The sequence below is a fragment of the Streptomyces sp. I05A-00742 genome, assembly GCF_013055795.1.
Lineage (GTDB): Bacteria > Actinomycetota > Actinomycetes > Streptomycetales > Streptomycetaceae > Streptomyces.
This window is the reverse complement of sequence record NZ_JABETO010000046.1, coordinates 29,430-44,808: the sequence shown is the minus strand read 5'-3', so window position 1 is coordinate 44,808 and position 15,379 is coordinate 29,430. Positions and strand designations below refer to the sequence as shown.

15 protein-coding genes are annotated in these 15,379 nt (G+C 75.1%); 8 read left to right on the top strand and 7 right to left on the bottom strand.

Going from position 1 to position 15,379, the window contains the following annotated elements; all coding sequences use genetic code 11:
- Both HN013_RS28435 and rsmH read right to left on the bottom strand, forming a co-directional pair.
- Positions 1-518 (bottom strand): septum formation initiator family protein (locus tag HN013_RS28435; RefSeq protein ID WP_171171261.1); only part of this gene is annotated, 518 nt, incomplete at its 3' end.
- Positions 515-1,498 (bottom strand): 16S rRNA (cytosine(1402)-N(4))-methyltransferase RsmH, encoded by a 984-nt coding sequence (gene rsmH, locus HN013_RS28430; protein ID WP_171171259.1) that lies wholly within the window; start codon positions 1,496-1,498, stop codon positions 515-517. The genes rsmH and HN013_RS28435, both read right to left, overlap by 4 nt.
- Before the next feature lie 408 nt (positions 1,499-1,906).
- On the opposite strand from rsmH, the gene HN013_RS28425 reads away from it, so the two are divergent.
- The 4 genes from HN013_RS28425 (at position 1,907) to HN013_RS28410 (ending at position 7,426) form a co-directional block, all read left to right on the top strand.
- Positions 1,907-2,464, top strand: a complete 558-nt coding sequence (locus tag HN013_RS28425) for a carbonic anhydrase (RefSeq protein WP_212764915.1) — start codon at positions 1,907-1,909, stop codon at positions 2,462-2,464.
- A gap of 168 nt (positions 2,465-2,632) precedes the next feature.
- Entirely contained in the window at positions 2,633-3,637 is a 1,005-nt protein-coding gene (locus HN013_RS28420) for an AAA family ATPase (protein WP_171171257.1), read from the top strand.
- Positions 3,634-5,001: a DUF58 domain-containing protein gene (locus tag HN013_RS28415; RefSeq protein WP_171171255.1), complete on the top strand. Its 1,368-nt coding sequence runs from the start codon at positions 3,634-3,636 to the stop codon at positions 4,999-5,001. Before HN013_RS28420 ends, HN013_RS28415 begins: the two co-directional genes overlap by 4 nt.
- An 82-nt stretch (positions 5,002-5,083) precedes the next feature.
- Positions 5,084-7,426, top strand: a complete 2,343-nt coding sequence (locus tag HN013_RS28410) for a DUF3488 and transglutaminase-like domain-containing protein (protein ID WP_171171253.1) — start codon at positions 5,084-5,086, stop codon at positions 7,424-7,426.
- A gap of 203 nt (positions 7,427-7,629) precedes the next feature.
- Here the strand turns inward: HN013_RS28410 and HN013_RS28405 are convergent, their stop codons facing one another.
- From HN013_RS28405 to HN013_RS28395, 3 genes are all read right to left on the bottom strand, one after another.
- Positions 7,630-8,037 (bottom strand): DUF3040 domain-containing protein, encoded by a 408-nt coding sequence (locus HN013_RS28405; RefSeq protein WP_171171252.1) that lies wholly within the window; start codon positions 8,035-8,037, stop codon positions 7,630-7,632.
- A gap of 247 nt (positions 8,038-8,284) precedes the next feature.
- Positions 8,285-9,067 carry a methyltransferase gene (locus HN013_RS28400; RefSeq protein ID WP_171171249.1) on the bottom strand — a complete coding sequence of 261 codons (783 nt, stop codon included), beginning with the start codon at positions 9,065-9,067 and terminating at the stop codon, positions 8,285-8,287.
- 137 nt (positions 9,068-9,204) lie between these two features.
- Entirely contained in the window at positions 9,205-9,708 is a 504-nt protein-coding gene (locus tag HN013_RS28395; RefSeq protein WP_171171248.1) for an SAV_6107 family HEPN domain-containing protein, read from the bottom strand.
- Positions 9,709-9,909: 201 nt separating this feature from the next.
- Between HN013_RS28395 and HN013_RS28390 the strand changes: the two genes are divergently transcribed.
- The 3 genes from HN013_RS28390 to HN013_RS28380 all read left to right on the top strand — a co-directional run bounded on the left by HN013_RS28390 (position 9,910) and on the right by HN013_RS28380 (position 12,912).
- A complete protein-coding gene (locus HN013_RS28390) occupies positions 9,910-10,524 on the top strand; it encodes a TetR/AcrR family transcriptional regulator (RefSeq protein ID WP_171171246.1) in 615 nt (204 codons plus the stop codon).
- Between the two features lie 233 nt (positions 10,525-10,757).
- On the top strand, positions 10,758-11,357 hold the full coding sequence (locus tag HN013_RS28385; protein ID WP_171171244.1) for a DUF4126 domain-containing protein: 600 nt from the start codon (positions 10,758-10,760) through the stop codon (positions 11,355-11,357).
- 79 nt (positions 11,358-11,436) lie between these two features.
- The gene (locus HN013_RS28380; RefSeq protein WP_171171242.1) at positions 11,437-12,912 is read left to right on the top strand and encodes an NAD(P)/FAD-dependent oxidoreductase; all 1,476 of its coding nucleotides are present in this window, start codon (positions 11,437-11,439) and stop codon (positions 12,910-12,912) included.
- A gap of 36 nt (positions 12,913-12,948) precedes the next feature.
- Here the strand turns inward: HN013_RS28380 and HN013_RS28375 are convergent, their stop codons facing one another.
- The gene (locus HN013_RS28375) at positions 12,949-13,836 is read right to left on the bottom strand and encodes a hypothetical protein (protein ID WP_171171240.1); all 888 of its coding nucleotides are present in this window, start codon (positions 13,834-13,836) and stop codon (positions 12,949-12,951) included.
- A gap of 40 nt (positions 13,837-13,876) precedes the next feature.
- Positions 13,877-14,794 (bottom strand): methylenetetrahydrofolate reductase [NAD(P)H], encoded by a 918-nt coding sequence (gene metF / locus HN013_RS28370; RefSeq protein WP_171171238.1) that lies wholly within the window; start codon positions 14,792-14,794, stop codon positions 13,877-13,879.
- 460 nt (positions 14,795-15,254) lie between these two features.
- Between metF and HN013_RS28365 the strand changes: the two genes are divergently transcribed.
- Positions 15,255-15,365, top strand: coding sequence for a keywimysin-related RiPP (locus HN013_RS28365; protein ID WP_171171236.1), 111 nt, complete (start codon positions 15,255-15,257; stop codon positions 15,363-15,365).
- Positions 15,366-15,379: the final 14 nt, after the last annotated feature.

Genomic DNA, 15,379 nt, shown 5'->3' with positions numbered 1-15,379 from the left:
GGCGCGGCGGGGGCCGGTCCGGCCGGCAGAGGTTCGGCCGCGGACGGTCCGGCCGGGGACGGTTCGGCCGCCGGGGTGCCGGGCGAGGGCAGGGGCACCGGCGGGCGGTACGCGGCCGGGTCCGCCCCGTCGGCGGACTCGCCGGCCTCGGGCGCGGGGGCCGGGACGCCGTTGACCGTGCCGTCGGGGTTGAGGAAGGCGGGGCTGCCGCCGGGGACCAGGCCGAGCTCCCGGGCGCGGCGCTCCAGCGCGTCGGGGGCGGCGAGCTGGTCGACCTCCTGCTGGAGGGCCTGCTGCTGGTCGGTCAGCTCGGTGGTCTTGCGCTGGAGCCTGCTGAGCTCGAACGAGCCCTGGTTGAGGGAGGAGTTGAGCAGCAGCAGCCCGATCAGGCCGGAGCCGAGCAGTACCACCACCAGCAGCACGAAGGGCGTCCGCCGCGCGCCACCGGGCCCGGCCGGCAGCAGCCGGCCGAGCCGGCTCCCCCCGGCGGGCCCCCGGGTGCGCGCGGCGGCTGTCACGGGGTGCCCGCCGTGTCCGTGTTGTCGACGGCCTCGCGGATCCGTTCGGCCCCCCGCAGCCGGGCCGGGGCGGCGCGCCGGTTCTCGGCGACCTCCTCCTCGGTGGGCAGCTCGGCGCCGCGGGTGAGCAGTCTCAGCCGGGGCTGGTAGCGCTCGGGGACGACGGGCAGGCCGGGGGGCGCGGTGACGGCGGCGCCCGCCGCGAAGACCTGCTTGACGATCCGGTCCTCCAGCGACTGGTACGAGAGGACGGCGATCCGGCCGCCCACCGCGAGCGCGGCGACCGCGGCCGGGATGGCCCGCTCGACGCTCGCCAGCTCGCCGTTGACCTCGATGCGCAGCGCCTGGAAGGTGCGCTTGGCGGGGTTGCCGCCGGTGCGCTTGGCGGCCTGCGGCAGCGCGTCGCGGATCAGCTCGACCAGCCGGGCGCTGCGGGTGAAGGGCTCCTTCTCGCGCTCCCGGACCACGGCCTCGACGATCCGCCGGGCCTGTTTCTCCTCGCCGTACGCGCGCAGGATGCGGACCAGTTCGCCGGGCGGGTAGGTGTTGAGGACCTCGGCGGCGCTGATGCCCTTCGTCTGGTCCATGCGCATGTCGAGCGGCGCGTCCTGCGCGTAGGCGAAGCCGCGGTCGGCCTCGTCGAGCTGCATGGAGGAGACGCCGAGGTCGAAGAGGACGCCCTGCACCCGCGGGATGCCCAGCCGCTCCAGCACCTCGGGGAGCTCGTGGTAGACGGCCTGGACCAGGGTGGCGCGGTCGCCGAAGGGGGCCAGCCGCTCGCCGGCCAGCCGCAGGGCGGTGGGGTCGCGGTCGAGGGCGACGAGCCGGACGTCCGGGAAGGCCGTGAGCAGCGCCTCGCTGTGCCCCCCGGCCCCCAGCGTGCAGTCGACGACGACGGCGCCGGGCCCGGTGAGGGCGGGAGCGAGCATGTCCAGGCAGCGCTGGAGCATGACGGGGACGTGTCGCGCGTTGCTGACCATGCGCCCTTCTGGGAGTGCGGTGCGGCGCGGCGCGCCCGCACCGCCGGGTCCCCGCCCGCTCGAAGGGGATGCGCCCGGCCCGGCGCCGGCGGGCGGCCCGGGACGGCCGGGGAGCGGGAGGAGGCCGAGGGGTACGTACACGTCGCGCACGTGCGGTTTCTGGAGTACAGCGGTTGTTCACAGGCATCAAGGGGAGCGGCTCGCCTCCCACTTCGCGCCACTTTAGTCCACTCGTCCCCCCGGTCAATCAACCGGCCAGCGCGTCCGCGGGCGGGCCGCGGCCGCGGGCTCACCCGGACGGCCGCACGCCGCCCGCCGCTGTGGCTTGCCTCACAGATGGCCGCGTTGACGGCCTTTGCCCGGCTCTTCGGGAAGCCGAAGAGCCGGTGGCCGACTACCTTCGTGCACATGTCGATATCCGCGTCATCGCCCCCCAGCCGGAACTCCGGGCCCGTCGAAGCCGGCCGGACCACGGTCACCGACCGTCTCGTGGCGGCCAACGCGACCTACGCCGCCGCGTTCACCGACCCGGGCATGGACGCCCGGCCGGTCCTCAAGGTCGCGATCGTCGCCTGCATGGACGCCCGTCTCGACCTGCACGCCGCGCTCGGCCTGGAGCTCGGCGACTGCCACACCATCCGCAACGCCGGCGGTGTGGTCACCGACGACATCATCCGCTCGCTCACCATCAGCCAGCGCGCGCTGGGCACCCGTTCGGTGGTCCTCATCCACCACACGGGGTGCGGCCTGCTGAATCTGACGGAGGACTTCCGGCACGAGATCGAGGAGGAGGTCGGCCAGCGTCCGCCGTGGGCGGTGGAGGCGTTCCGCGACCTGGACCAGGACGTCCGGCAGTCCATGCAGCGGGTGCGCACCTCTCCGTTCCTGCCGCACACCGATGACGTGCGCGGTTTTGTCTTCGATGTGACCACCGGGCTTCTGCGGGAGATCGATCCGCAGCACTGATTGACCGTCCGCGGTGTCATCGCACCGTACGGGCGGCGAGAATGCGACAGGTGCCACCGCCCCCGTCCGCGCCGCGGGCGGGGCGCCGGCGGAGTTTGGGGAGGGGCCGTTCCCGGTGTCCGGGGACCAGGGCCCCGTGAACGGGTGGACGGGCCGAGGAGGGCCGGGGTGACGACCTTTGACGAACGAGCGGGCCTGAACGATCTGACGAGTACGGCGGAGCGGGTCCGCGCCTCCGTCGAGACCGTGATCGAGGGCAAGCCGGAGGTCGTCAGGACCGCGCTGACCGTGCTGCTCGCCGAGGGGCACCTGCTGATCGAGGACGTGCCGGGGGTGGGCAAGACCATGCTCGCCAAGGCCCTGGCCCGCTCGGTCGACTGCTCCGTGCGGCGCATCCAGTTCACCCCGGACCTGCTGCCCTCCGACATCACCGGCGTCAGCGTCTTCGACCAGGAACGGCGGGAGTTCGAGTTCAGACCGGGCGCGATCTTCGCGCAGATCGTCATCGGCGACGAGATCAACCGCGCCTCGCCCAAGACCCAGTCGGCGCTGCTGGAGTCGATGGAGGAGCGCCAGGTCACCGCCGACGGCCGGACCCACGAACTGCCCAGCCCCTTCATGGTGGTGGCCACCCAGAACCCGGTGGAGATGGAGGGCACCTACCCGCTGCCGGAGGCGCAGCGCGACCGGTTCATGGCCCGGGTCTCGATGGGCTACCCCAGCCCGGAGGCCGAGCTGCGGATGCTGGACCTGCACGGGGGCGCCTCCCCGCTGGACGACCTCCAGCCGGCCGCGCACGCCCACGACGTCGTCAAGCTGATCGAGACCGTCCGCGCCGTGCACGTCGCCGAGTCCGTGCGCCGGTACGCGGTGGACCTGGTCAACGGGACCCGGCACCACCCCGAGGTCCGGCTCGGCGCGTCGCCGCGCGCGACGCTGCACCTGCTGCGCGCCGCGAAGGCCACGGCGGCCCTCGCGGGCCGGGACTTCACCCTCCCCGACGATGTGCAGGCCCCGGCCGTGGCGGTGCTGGCGCACCGGCTGCTGCCCACCGCCCAGGCACAGCTGAACCGCCGTACGGCGGAGCAGATCGTCCTCGACATCCTGCGGCTCACCCCCGTCCCGGTGCCCGACCCGGTCACGGCGCGCCCCCCGGAGGCGCGACGGCCGTGACCGACGCCCCGTACCCCCCGGAGGAGCCCGCCGCCGAGGGCGACGGCGGGCTGCGGGCGGCGTTCGCGGGGCTGACCACCCGCGGCCGGTCCTTCCTGGCGGCGGGCGTCGCCGCCGTCGTCTGCGCCTACGTCCTCGGCCAGGAGGGCCTGCTGCGGGTGGGTCTGCTGCTGGCCGTCCTGCCGGTGGCCTGCGTCCTCGTCCTGCACCGCACCCGGCACCGGATCACCGGCAGCCGCCGGCTGTCCCCGTCCCGGGTGTCCGCCGCGCAGGAGGCGCAGGTGCGCCTGCGCGTGGAGAACGCCTCCCGGCTGCCCACCGGCCTGCTGCTGATCGAGGACCAGGTGCCCTGGATGCTGGGGCCGCACCCCCGGTTCGTCGTGGACCGGATGGGTCCCGGCGGCCACCGCGAGGTGTCCTACCGGGTCCGCGCCGACCTGCGCGGCCGCTATCCGCTGGGGCCGCTGCGGCTGCGCCTCACCGACCCGTTCGGCATGTGCGAGATCCCCCGGGCCTTCGGCACCCGGGCGATGCTCACCGTGGTGCCGTACTGCGAGCCGCTGCCGCCCGTCCGGCATGCCGGCGACGCGGCCGGCCGGGGCGACGGGCACCTCCGCACCCTCGCCCTGGCGGGCGACGACGACATCATCCCGCGCGGCTACCGGCACGGCGACGACGTGCGCCGGATCCACTGGCGGGCCACCGCCCGCCACGGGGAACTCATGGTGCGCCGCGAGGAGCAGCAGCGACGGGCGCACTGCACGGTGCTGCTCGACACCCGCGGCGTCGCCTACGCCGGGGCGGGACCGGGCACGCCGTTCGAACGGGCGGTGTCCGCGGCCGCGTCCGTCGCCGTGCACCTGCTGCAGCTGGGCTTCACCGTCCGGCTGCTGACCGACACCGGCGCCTGGATCCCCGGCCCCGAGGGCGTCGGCGGGCGCGCCGACCCGGCGGACGCCGCCGGGGTGCTGCTGGACGCGCTGGCGGTGATCGACCACTCGGAGGGGATCGGGCTGTCCGGCGCCCACGACGCGCTGCGCGGCGTCGGCGAGGGGCTGCTCGTGGCGTTCTTCGGCGGGCTGGACCAGGAGCGGGCGGTGCAGGCGGCCGGCCTGCGGCAGCGCGGCACCACCGCGATCGGCTTCCTCCTCGACCCGGCCGCCTGGCCCGGCGCCCACCCCGGCACCCTTCCCGGCGCGGCCGGACCGCTGGGCCTGCTGCGCGCCGGGGGCTGGACCGCCCTGCCGATGACGCCCTACGACCCTCTCCCCGACCTGTGGCGGCTCGCGGGCTCCCCGGCGGGCCGGGCCGCCGGGGAGGGCGGCGTGGTGACGGGCGACGGCAGGGCGGGGGGATGGACGTGAGGGACCGGAGGGCCGGGGCGGGCCGGGGCGCCGGGGTGGACCGGGGCGCCGGGTCCGGACGATGTGACGACAGGGGGCGGGCATGAACGGCGGGGTGCGGGCGGCCGCGTGTGCGGTGCCGGCGACGGTGGGGGCCGCCTGCGCGATGGTCCCGCTGGTGGACGGCGCCCACTGGGTCGCCCAGGCCGCGGTGCTGCTGACGGTCCAGGCCGGCGCCGGCGTACTGGCCCGTAGGGTCCCGCTCCCCCGGCCGCTGACGATCGCGGTGCAGGCGCTCCTCGGGCTGCTGCTGCTCACCCTGGTGTTCGCCCGCGACCACGCGTGGGGCGGGCTGCTCCCGGGCCCGGCCGCCTTCCACGAGTTCGCCCAGCTGCTGCGGCAGGGCGGCGACGACATCGGGCGGTACGCGATACCGGCGCCCGCGACGCCGGGCATCCGCCTGATGCTGGTCGGCGGCGCTCTGCTGGCCGGGCTGGTCGTCGACGCGCTGGCGGCCACGTACCGCAGCGCGGCGGCCGCCGGGCTGCCGCTGCTGGCGCTGTACTCCGTCGGCACCGGGCTGGCCCGGGGCGGCACGGACTGGCTGTGGTTCCTGGCGGCCGCCGGGGGCTACCTGCTGCTCCTGCTGGCGGAGAGCCACGAGCGGTCGGCCCGCCGGGCCCCGGCGTCCGGCGGCGGGGCGGAGCCCGCCGTGACGGGGGGCGGCTCGCTCCCGACCGGCCGCACCGGCCGCAGGATCGGCGCGCTCGCCCTGGGCGTGGCCCTGGCCGTCCCGGCGGTGCTGCCCACGATCGACGGCGGTCTGCTGGCGCCGAACGGCCGGGACGGGGGCAAGGACCGCGACGGCGGCACGATCTCGGCGGTGAACCCGCTGGTCTCGCTGCGGGACAGCCTCAACCAGCCGCAGAACCGGGAGCTCCTGCGGTACCGCACCTCGTCCGAGGCCCCGCAGGACCTGTACCTGCGGATCGTCGCGCTCGACCGGTTCGACGGCTCCACCTGGCGCGCCTCCGAGCGGAGCGTCACCGACGTCCCGGGCCGGCTGCCCACCCCCGAGGGCCTCTCCCCCGCGGTGCGCACCGCCCGCGTGAACACCTCGGTGGTGGCCGCCGACGGCTACGCGCAGGACTACCTGCCGCTGCCGTACCCGGCGGACTGGGTGCGCGCGGAGGGCCGGTGGCGGTACGAGCCGGAGGGCCGGACGCTGGTCGGCGACCACGGGCAGACCACCCGCGGCCTGCGCTACCAGGTGTCGAGCCTGACGGCGCAGCCGACGGCCGAGCAGCTGGCGGACGCCCCGCGGCCGCCCGAGCGGCTGCGCCGCGAGTACACCAAGGTGCCGGCGTCGCTGCCGCCGGTGGTGGTGGACCGGGCGCGGCAGGTCACGGCCGGGTCCCGCAACGACTACGAGCGGGCCGTGCGGCTCCAGGAGTGGTTCGCGGTCGGCGGCGGCTTCACCTACGACACCGACGTCCGCACGGGCGGCGACAGCGAGGCCGTCGCACGGTTCCTGGACGAGAAGCGGGGCTTCTGCGTCCACTTCTCCTTCGCGATGGCCGCGATGGCCCGGACGCTGGACATCCCGGCGCGGGTGGCCGTGGGCTTCACCCCGGGCGACCCGCAGGGGGACGGCTCGATGTCGGTCGGCAACAAGGACGCCCACGCGTGGCCCGAGCTCTACTTCGAGGGCACCGGCTGGACCCGCTTCGAGCCGACGCCCAGCCGGGGCAGCCGGCCCGCGTACACCGTCGAGCAGCCGTCCTCCGGGGGCGCGCCGAACGCCCCCCTGCCCACGCCGGGCCGGTCGGCCACCCCCCGGCCCGCCCCCTCGGCCGGTGACACCTGCACCGGGCCGTCGCGCGACGGCTGCCCCGACGACCCGGCCCGGCCGGCGGCGGGCGCCGCCCCCCTCGACACCCCCTCGTCCGGCTCCGACGCGCCGGCCGTCGCCCTGGCGGCGGCGGGTGCGCTGGCGCTCGTCCTGCTGCTCACACCGCCGCTGTGGCGGCTCCGGGTGCGGGCCCGGCGGCTCGGCGGGGCCGCTCCGCGGACTCCTCAGGAGGCCGTGGAGCGCACGCTCGCCGCCTGGCGGGAGCTGACGGATTCCGCCTGGGACTATGGGATTCCGCCTGATGCGGCTCGGACGCCGCGTGGTGCGGTGGCGCACATCGTGCGCGCCGGCGACTTGGACCCGGCGGCGGCGTCGGCGGCCGGGCGGGTCGCCGAGGCGGTGGAGCAGGTGCTGTACGCCCCTGAGCCCGCTGCTGCCGGGGCTCCTCCGACGGCCGAGGTCGCCCTCGTCCGGAGCGGCCTGCGGGCTGCGGCGGGGCGTTCTGTGCGGTTGCGGGCGGTTCTGGCGCCTCGGTCGGCGGCGGGGCTTCTGCGGGGGGTGTGGGGGCGGTGTGCGGGGCTGGTGAAGCGGTGAGGGTGCCCCCGGTCCCTCCGCCAGAGGGGGCATCCCCAACGGGCTGAATCGTGCGCCCGGGCGCGACAACCAGCCCGTCCGGCGCTTGAGGACGCGCGCCGCAGGCGCGCTCACCGCGGGCGCGGGGCACCCCCGCAGAAACGGTGAAAGGGCGGGTCCGGGGCAAACCCCCCTCGACCCGCCCCGCCGTGCGGAACCGCGCGTCAGCGCCCCTGCTCGTCCCGACGCCGCTGCCACCGCTGTTCGATCCGGTCCATCATCGAGCGACGCTGTCGCATCTGGCGGCGCGCCGCCATACCGCCCACCGGCCCCGCACCACGCTGCGGGTCCCCGCCGGGCTTGGGCGCCTTGCGCCATCCCGTCACCACGAGCACCGCGCACCCCAGCATGACGAGGAATCCCACCACGCTGATCCAGATCCACTGGGCGACCATTCCGGCCATGAGGAGCGCGATGCCCACCAGGAAGCCCGCGATCGCCTGGTAGACCCGTCGCCGGGTGTACGTGCGCAGGCCGCTGCCTTCGAGCGCTGTGGCGAACTTGGGATCTTCGGCGTACAGCGCTCGCTCCATCTGCTCGAGCATGCGCTGCTCGTGCTCCGAGAGCGGCACGGAGTCCTCCTACTCGTCGGTCGCGGGGGGCGACCGGGGTGCGACCCTTTCAGGATAGGCAGGGAATCGCCCCCGTGAAACCCGCCCCTCTGCGCCAATTCGCCCACCGGCCCCGGGATGGCGGTGCCGGTGGTGTGGTGATGACGTCGGGACGTTCATTCCCTGCCCGCCGACCCGTCATGCCGGACGGTGTCTACCGATCATACGGGGCGAACGGGTCGATCGGGCGGGGTCGTGCGGACGGGGTTCAGACCCGCTCGGCCAGGACGTGCAGCTGGGTGGCCACGGCGTGGAACGCGGGCAGTGCCGCGGCGGCGGCCTCCAGCTGGGCGAGGGCGTCGCGGGCGCCGGGCTGGGCGTCCACGAGGACGCCGGGGACGAGGTCGGCGAAGACGCGGACGCCGTGCACGGCGGTGACGTCCAGGCCGGCCGCGCCGACCAGTTCCGACAGCTGGTCCGCGGTGAAGCGGCGGGGCACCGGGTCACCGGCGCCCCAGTGGCCGTCGGGGTCGGTCAGGGCCTGCCGGGCCTCGGTGAAGTGGCCGGCGAGGGCGCGGGCGAGCACCGCGCCGCCGAGGCCGGCGGCGAGCAGGCTGAGCACGCCGGAGGGGCGCAGGGCCGCGGCGATGGTGCGCAGGCCCTCGGCGGGGTCGTCCAGGTACTCCAGGACGCCGTGGCAGAGGACGGCGTCGTAGCCGTCGCGGCCGACCACCTCGAACAGGCCCTGGGTGTCGCCCTGCACACCGCGCACCCGGTCGGCGACCCCGGCCTCGGCGGCCCGGCGCTCCAGGGCGAACAGGGCGTTGGGGCTGGGGTCGACGACGGTGACCCGGTGTCCGAGGCGGGCGGCCTCGACGGCGAACTTGCCGCTGCCGCCGCCCGCGTCGAGGACCTCCAGGACGCCGCCGGCACCGGCGCCGGCCTCGGCCCGGCGGTCGAGGGCGTCCCGCAGGACCTCCCAGACCACGGCGGTACGCAGGGACGCCCGGGGGCGCGATGGGGTCTCCCCACCCAGGGAAGGCTCGGACACGGCGGGTGGCTCCTCGGCGCGGGTGGCGGCACCGCCCGGTCGGGCGGCGGCGGATGACGGTCGTCGGCTTCCCCACCCTAATGGGCCGTGCTCCGGCCGCCCGCAAACAGCACCCCCCGGGGCGGAGCGGTGCCCGCTCAGCCCACCCTGCCGTGCCCGCGCGGCGGTTGTGCGGGCAGCCGGGGCTGGAGCACCAGGCCCCGTTCGACGATCCGCAGGAACATCCCGGCGGCGCGGATCAGGTCGTCGGCCTCCCGCTCGCCCGCCGCGGAGGCTATACCGGCCTCCGCCCGCGCCCGCCGGGCGGCGCCGGAGGCGAACAGGGCGCTCCACTCGGCGAGTTCGGGAGCGACCTCGGGCAGGACCTCCCACGCGCTGCGGATCCGCTGCCGCCGTCGCGGCGAGGTCTCCGGGCGGCCCCGCACGGCGAGGACCGCGGCGGCCGTGCGCAGCGCGGCGAGGTGGGCGGTGGCGAACCGCTCGTGCGGGGCGCCGGGCGCGGCGGCCTCCACCAGGCCCTGCCGCGCCTGGGCGAGCAGCTCGACGGCGGCGGGCGGGGCCGAGGCACGGGCCGGCGGGGGCACCTCCCACGCCCCCGGGGACGTGGGGGAAGGGCGGACGTCGCTCCTGCTGCGGGCCATGACGAACCTCCTTCGTCGGGGCGGCCCGGCCGGACGACCGGACCACCGTCTGCGACCATCGTCCCTCGCCCCACTGACAATCGCTCTGACCTGCGGAAACACCGGTCTCGGCAGCCCCGCCCGGGGGCGGCGGCACGGGGCGCGGTACGCGGGCGAAGGCCCGCACCGGGGGACACCGTGCGTACGGGGAGAATCACCGTCATGGACAGCAGCAGTACGCGCCGCGGCAGGACCCGGAGGCGGCTCTTCGAGGCGGCCGTCACCCTCATCGCCGAACAGGGCTTCTCCTCCACCACCGTGGACGAGATCGCCGAACGGGCCGGGGTGGCCAAAGGCACCGTCTACTACAACTTCGCGAGCAAGACGGTGCTCTTCGAGGAGTTGATGCGGGACGGCATCGAGCTGCTGGCCGTCTCCCTCCGGAGGGCCGCCGACGACACGGCCGCCCGGGGCGGCAGCCGGGTGGACGCGCTCGACGCGATGATGCGGGCGGTCCTGGACTTCATCGCCCGCTATCCGGCGCTGACGCAGCTGTACGTGGCGGAGCTGTGGCGTACGAACCGGGCCTGGCAGTCGACGCTGATGCAGGTGCGGCAGAAGGCGATCGCGGTGCTGGAGGGCGTGCTGGCGGAGGCCGTCGCGGACGGCGAGCTGAGCCCGGAGATCGACGTCCCGCTGACGGCGTCGGCCCTGTTCGGCATGGTGCTGGTGGCGGCCCTGGACTGGCAGTCGTTCCAGCCGGAGCGGTCGGTGGACGAGGTGCATTCGGCGCTGTCGCGCCTGTTGCAGGGACGTGTGGGCGGGCACGCCCACTGAGAACAGCCGCTGAGAGGCGTACGGGTGCGGGCCGTCCCCCGCGGCCCGCACCCGCTCCCCCGTCCCCTCCCCCGTCGCGCCGGGGCACGGCCCCGTTCCGCCGCCCCGTGCCGACGGTCCGGAGCCGGACCCCTCCGCGGCCTCCACTCTTCCGCCCCGGAGGGCGTCGGCTCATCCGTACTGCTACTCATCCCGTCGCCTGAGTACCCGCACCCAGCCCTACGATCATCGTCATGTCCGTACTTCCCATGGTGTTCACCAGCGGCTGGGCGAGCGGGATCAACGCCTACGCCGTGGTCCTGCTGCTCGGTCTGTTCGGCAGGGCCGGTGTCGGCGACGACGTGCCGGAGGCGTTGCAGCGTCCCGAGGTGCTGATCGTCGCCGGTGTGCTGTTCCTCTGCGAGGCCGTCGCCGACAAGGTCCCTTACGTGGACACGGTGTGGGACGTCGTCCACACCCTCGTCCGGCCCGCCTGCGGGGCGATGGTCGGGGCGATGCTGGCCGGGCAGAGCGGCGGGTCGCTGTCGGAGGTCGCGGCCGGGGCGCTGGGCGGGACGACCGCGCTGGTGATGCACCTGGTGAAGATGAGTACGCGGATGGCGGTCAACAGCTCGCCGGAGCCGCTGAGCAACATCCTGCTGAGCATCGCCGAGGACCTGGGCGTCGCGATCCTCGTGGTCTTCGCCCTGTTCCATCCGGCGGTCGCGGCGGGCATCGCGGGGACGCTGCTGGCGCTGGGGATCGGGATGGTGATCTTCCTGTGGCGCCGGGTGCGCGCGTTCTGGAGGCGGCGGAAGGAGCGGAGGGAACGGCGCGCGGCGGCCCCCGCCTGAGCCCTGTTCCCCGAGGTCCTGAGCTCTGTTCCCCGAGGTGGGGAGGGGCGGCGCGGGCCCCTCCGGATAGAGTCGCCGCATGGCACGAATCGCGGTGATCGGCGCCGGCATGGGCGCCATGGCGGCCGCCGCCCGACTGGCCGTCGCGGGACACTCGGTGGCGGTGTACGAGCGCGGGGGGACCCACGGCGGGGGCGTCGGGCGGTTCGCCCGGGACGGCTTCGTCTTCGACACGGGCCCCCAGCTGCTGCACCTGCCCGCCGTCTACCGCGACCTCTTCGTCAAGACCGGCAAGGAATCCCTGGAGCAGAGCGTCGAGCTCGCCCAGGTGGACCCGGCGAGCGCTCATGTCTTCGCGGACGGCACGGCGTTCGCCCTGTCCAACGCCTCCCGCGCGGGCGTCGTCCGGGCTCTGGACGAGGCGGTCGGCCCCGGCGCGGGCGAGCGCTGGAGCGACCTCGTCAACCGGGCCCGGGAGGTGTGGGACGCGACGCGACGCCCGCTGCTGGAGGAGCCCCTGGGCGCCCGGGCCGAGGACCGCGCCGCGCTGGGCCACGACCCCTACCCGGCGGTGCGCCGGCGCGGGCTGTTCCGGCGCGCCGCACCCGTCACGCTCGCCGCCGTCGCCGGCCGCGAACTGCGGGATCCGCGCCTGGCCGCGCTGCTGGAGAGCCACGCCCTGGCCCACGGCCTCGACCCGCGCACCGCCCCGGCGAGCGCGGCCGTCCTGCCGTACATGGAGCAGACCTTCGGGAGCTGGTACGTCACCGGCGGGCTGCGGGGCCTCGCCGACGCGCTGCACCGGCGGTGCACCGCGCGGCGGGTGGCGTTCCACTTCGACGCCGAGGTGACCGGCGTGGTCGAGAAGGACGGCCGCGCGGCCGGTGTCCGGCTGGCCGACGGCGGCGTGGCCGAGGCGGACTTCGTGGTCACCGGCACGCCCTCCCTGGGCCCTGCCGGTACCGCCCCTCCCGTGCCGGGCCGGTTCACCGTCCTCCTCGCCCTGCGCGGAGCGCGGCCCGACGGTACGGCGCACCGTACGGTGGTCCACGCCCCCGACCGCGAAAGCGAGTTGACAGGAATCTTTGATTCCGCCGATCCGTCCTACGCGCCGACGGTCACCGTCCTGCGCCCCGACGACCCGTCCGTCCGGCCCGACGCCGAGCACGAGGCCGTCACCCTCACCGCCACCGCCGCCCCGCAGGGCCGCGTCGACTGGACCTCCGGCGGCACGGCGGCCGGCTTCGCCGACCGGATGCTCCGGGCCGCCGAGGCGGCCGTACCCGGCCTGCGGGAGCGGCTGTTGTGGCACGAGATCCGCACGCCCGCCGACACGGAGGCCCTGACGGGCGCTCCCGGGGGCGGGGTGCCCGCGCCCGCGCTGGCGGGTGGCGGCGGGGCGTTCCTGCGTCCCGGCAATGCCGGCGAACTGCCCGGTGTGTACCGGGTCGGGGGGTTCGCCCACCCCGGGGGCGGGCTCGCGCACGCGGGGATGTCGGGGGCGCTGGTGGCCGGTCTGATCGTGGAGGGGAAGGGGTTCAGGGGGTCGCAGTGAGGGCGCCCCGGCCCCTCCCCCAGAGGGGGCACCCCCTCAGTACCCGTACCCCTGCTGATCCCGCGGCTGCGGCCCCGCCTCCGTCCCCCGCTGCTGCGGCACCCACACGCCCCCGGGCGGGGTGTCCATGTCGTACTGCTGGGACGGAGCAGGGGCAGGAGCAGGAGCAGACGCATACCCCTCACCGCCCTGCGGATACGGCTGCGGATACGCGCCGTAGGCACCCTGCTGCCCGTACGCGTCGTACTGCTCATACGCCGGCGGATGAGCCGCGATATACGGGTCGGAGTAGGCGGCGTACTGCCCCTGCTCCTGCCCGTACCCGTACTGACCGGTGTGCTCGGCGCTGTAGCCGCCGGGTGCGGCACTGTCGTACGCGGCGGGCGGGTCGTAGACGCCGAAGACGGTCGCGGTCTCCTCGGCCGGCGGGAAGGCGTCGCCGGGCACCGGGCGCTCGGTCGTGGGCTGTTGGGGCACGGCGGGCATCATGGCGGTCGCGGCGTCGGCCTCGGCGGCCGTCAGCCGCTTGCCGGCACCGGGGGTGCCGGGGGCGGGCGGCGCGGGGGCGGGCGTCCCGGCGTTCCGCTCGCCGCGGCCCCGGCGGCGGCCGGACCGGCCCGGGGCGGCCGGAGCCTCCGGAGCGGCGGCAGGGCCGTCGTCCCCCCGGCCCTTGCGCCGGAGGGACCAGCCGGCGGAGAAGCCGCGCCGGAAGGAGAGCGTGACGTAGACCTGGCCGATCGCGAAGGCGATCGCGCCCACCGCGATGACCGCCACGGAGGGGATGACCACTCCGGCCACCACGCCGAGGAAGCCGGTGAAGGCGAGCAGCCGCCAGCGCAGCCGCGCCTTGTACTGCAGCAGCACCTCGGCGAGCAGCCAGAGCGCGACGACGCCGAACGCGAAGTAGAGGACCGTCCAGCCCATGAGTCGCCTCTCTCGTCCGGCCGCCGCGACCGGCGGGCCGTCAGGACCGCTGGTGCAGTCCCAGGTTCTCGTAGATTTCCAGGGTGGCCGTGGAGTGGTTCAGGGTAATGAAATGCAGCCCCGGAGTCTCCTCGGCCATCAACCGGGCACACAGCTCCGTCGCGTACTCGATCCCGATCGAGCGTACAGCCGCCGGATCGTCCTTCACCCCGCGGATCCGCTCGGCGAGGCCGGCGGGGAACGCCGCGTTGCTGAGCTGGGCGAACCGTTCGATCTGCCGGACGTTGGTGACGGGCATGATCTCCGGGATGATCGGCGTCGCACAGCCGGCCGCCTGGACGCGGTCGCGCAGCCGCAGGTAGTCCTCGGCGTGGAAGAACATCTGGGTGATGGCGAAGTCGGCGCCCGCGCGGCACTTGGCCACGAAGTGGCGGACGTCGGTGTCCCAGTCGGTGGAACGGGGGTGCATCTCGGGGAAGGCGGCGACGCCGACGCAGAAGTCGCCGGACTCCTTGATGAGGCGGACCAGTTCGACCGCGTGGTCCAGCCCCTTGGGGTGCCGCACCCACTCCCCGGTGGGGTCGCCGGGCGGGTCGCCGCGCAGGGCGAGCATATTGCGGATGCCGACGTCCGCGTACTGCCCGATGACGTTGCGGAGCTCCGCCACGGAGTGGTTGACGGCGGTGAGGTGGGCGACGGGGGTCAGGGTGGTGTCGGTCGCGATGCGCTCCGTCGCGCGCACGGTGCCCTCGCGGGACGACCCGCCGGCGCCGTAGGTCACGGAGACGAAGGTGGGGGCGACGGCCTCGATCCGCCGGATGGCGTTCCAGAGCGTCCGCTCGCCTTTGTCGGTCTTCGGGGCCGCGAATTCGAAGGAGTACGAGCGCTCGCCCGACGCGAGCAGGTCACGCACGGTCCGTGCGTGATCAGTCCTGGTGGAGGCAGTGCCGAGGGCCATACCGGTCAAGTTAACCAGCGGTGCGACGATCTTCCCAAGCCGTGTCCACGATGTGGCCGACTCCCGGCCCCGGGTGTCCGGTCCCCGACCCCCAAACACCGATTTTCCGGATTTTCCGGGTCCGGCGGCAGGCATTCCGGGCCCTCGCCGAACGAATATTTATCCGCTCCCCGAAGAAAAGGCCGCGGCGGGGCGGCCCCGACGATCACCTCCGCTTTCCCTGATTTCACCCCCGGTGCATTACATCCCGGTAACCGGCGCGCAGAAAGCGCCGCACCCCCACTTCCGCCGTGATTATCGGATGTGAACCGTACTGGATCCTTTTGGCGCGGATAGCATGGCCATACGCCCTGCGCCGAAGCGGTTCCCACCCATGTGCCGGGGTGCATCTCCCCAGGTGAGCGCAGTCGACCGCGACGGATTTCCGGGCGGAAAAGGTACTCCCACAAAAGGAGACGTCATGAAGAAGACGTACGAGGCTCCCACGCTGATCCGGCGCGGCACCTTCCGGGCCAAGACCGGCTTCCTCCGCACCTCGGGCAACGACCGTCTGATCCTCAGCAAGAACTGAGGCCGGACGGAGAC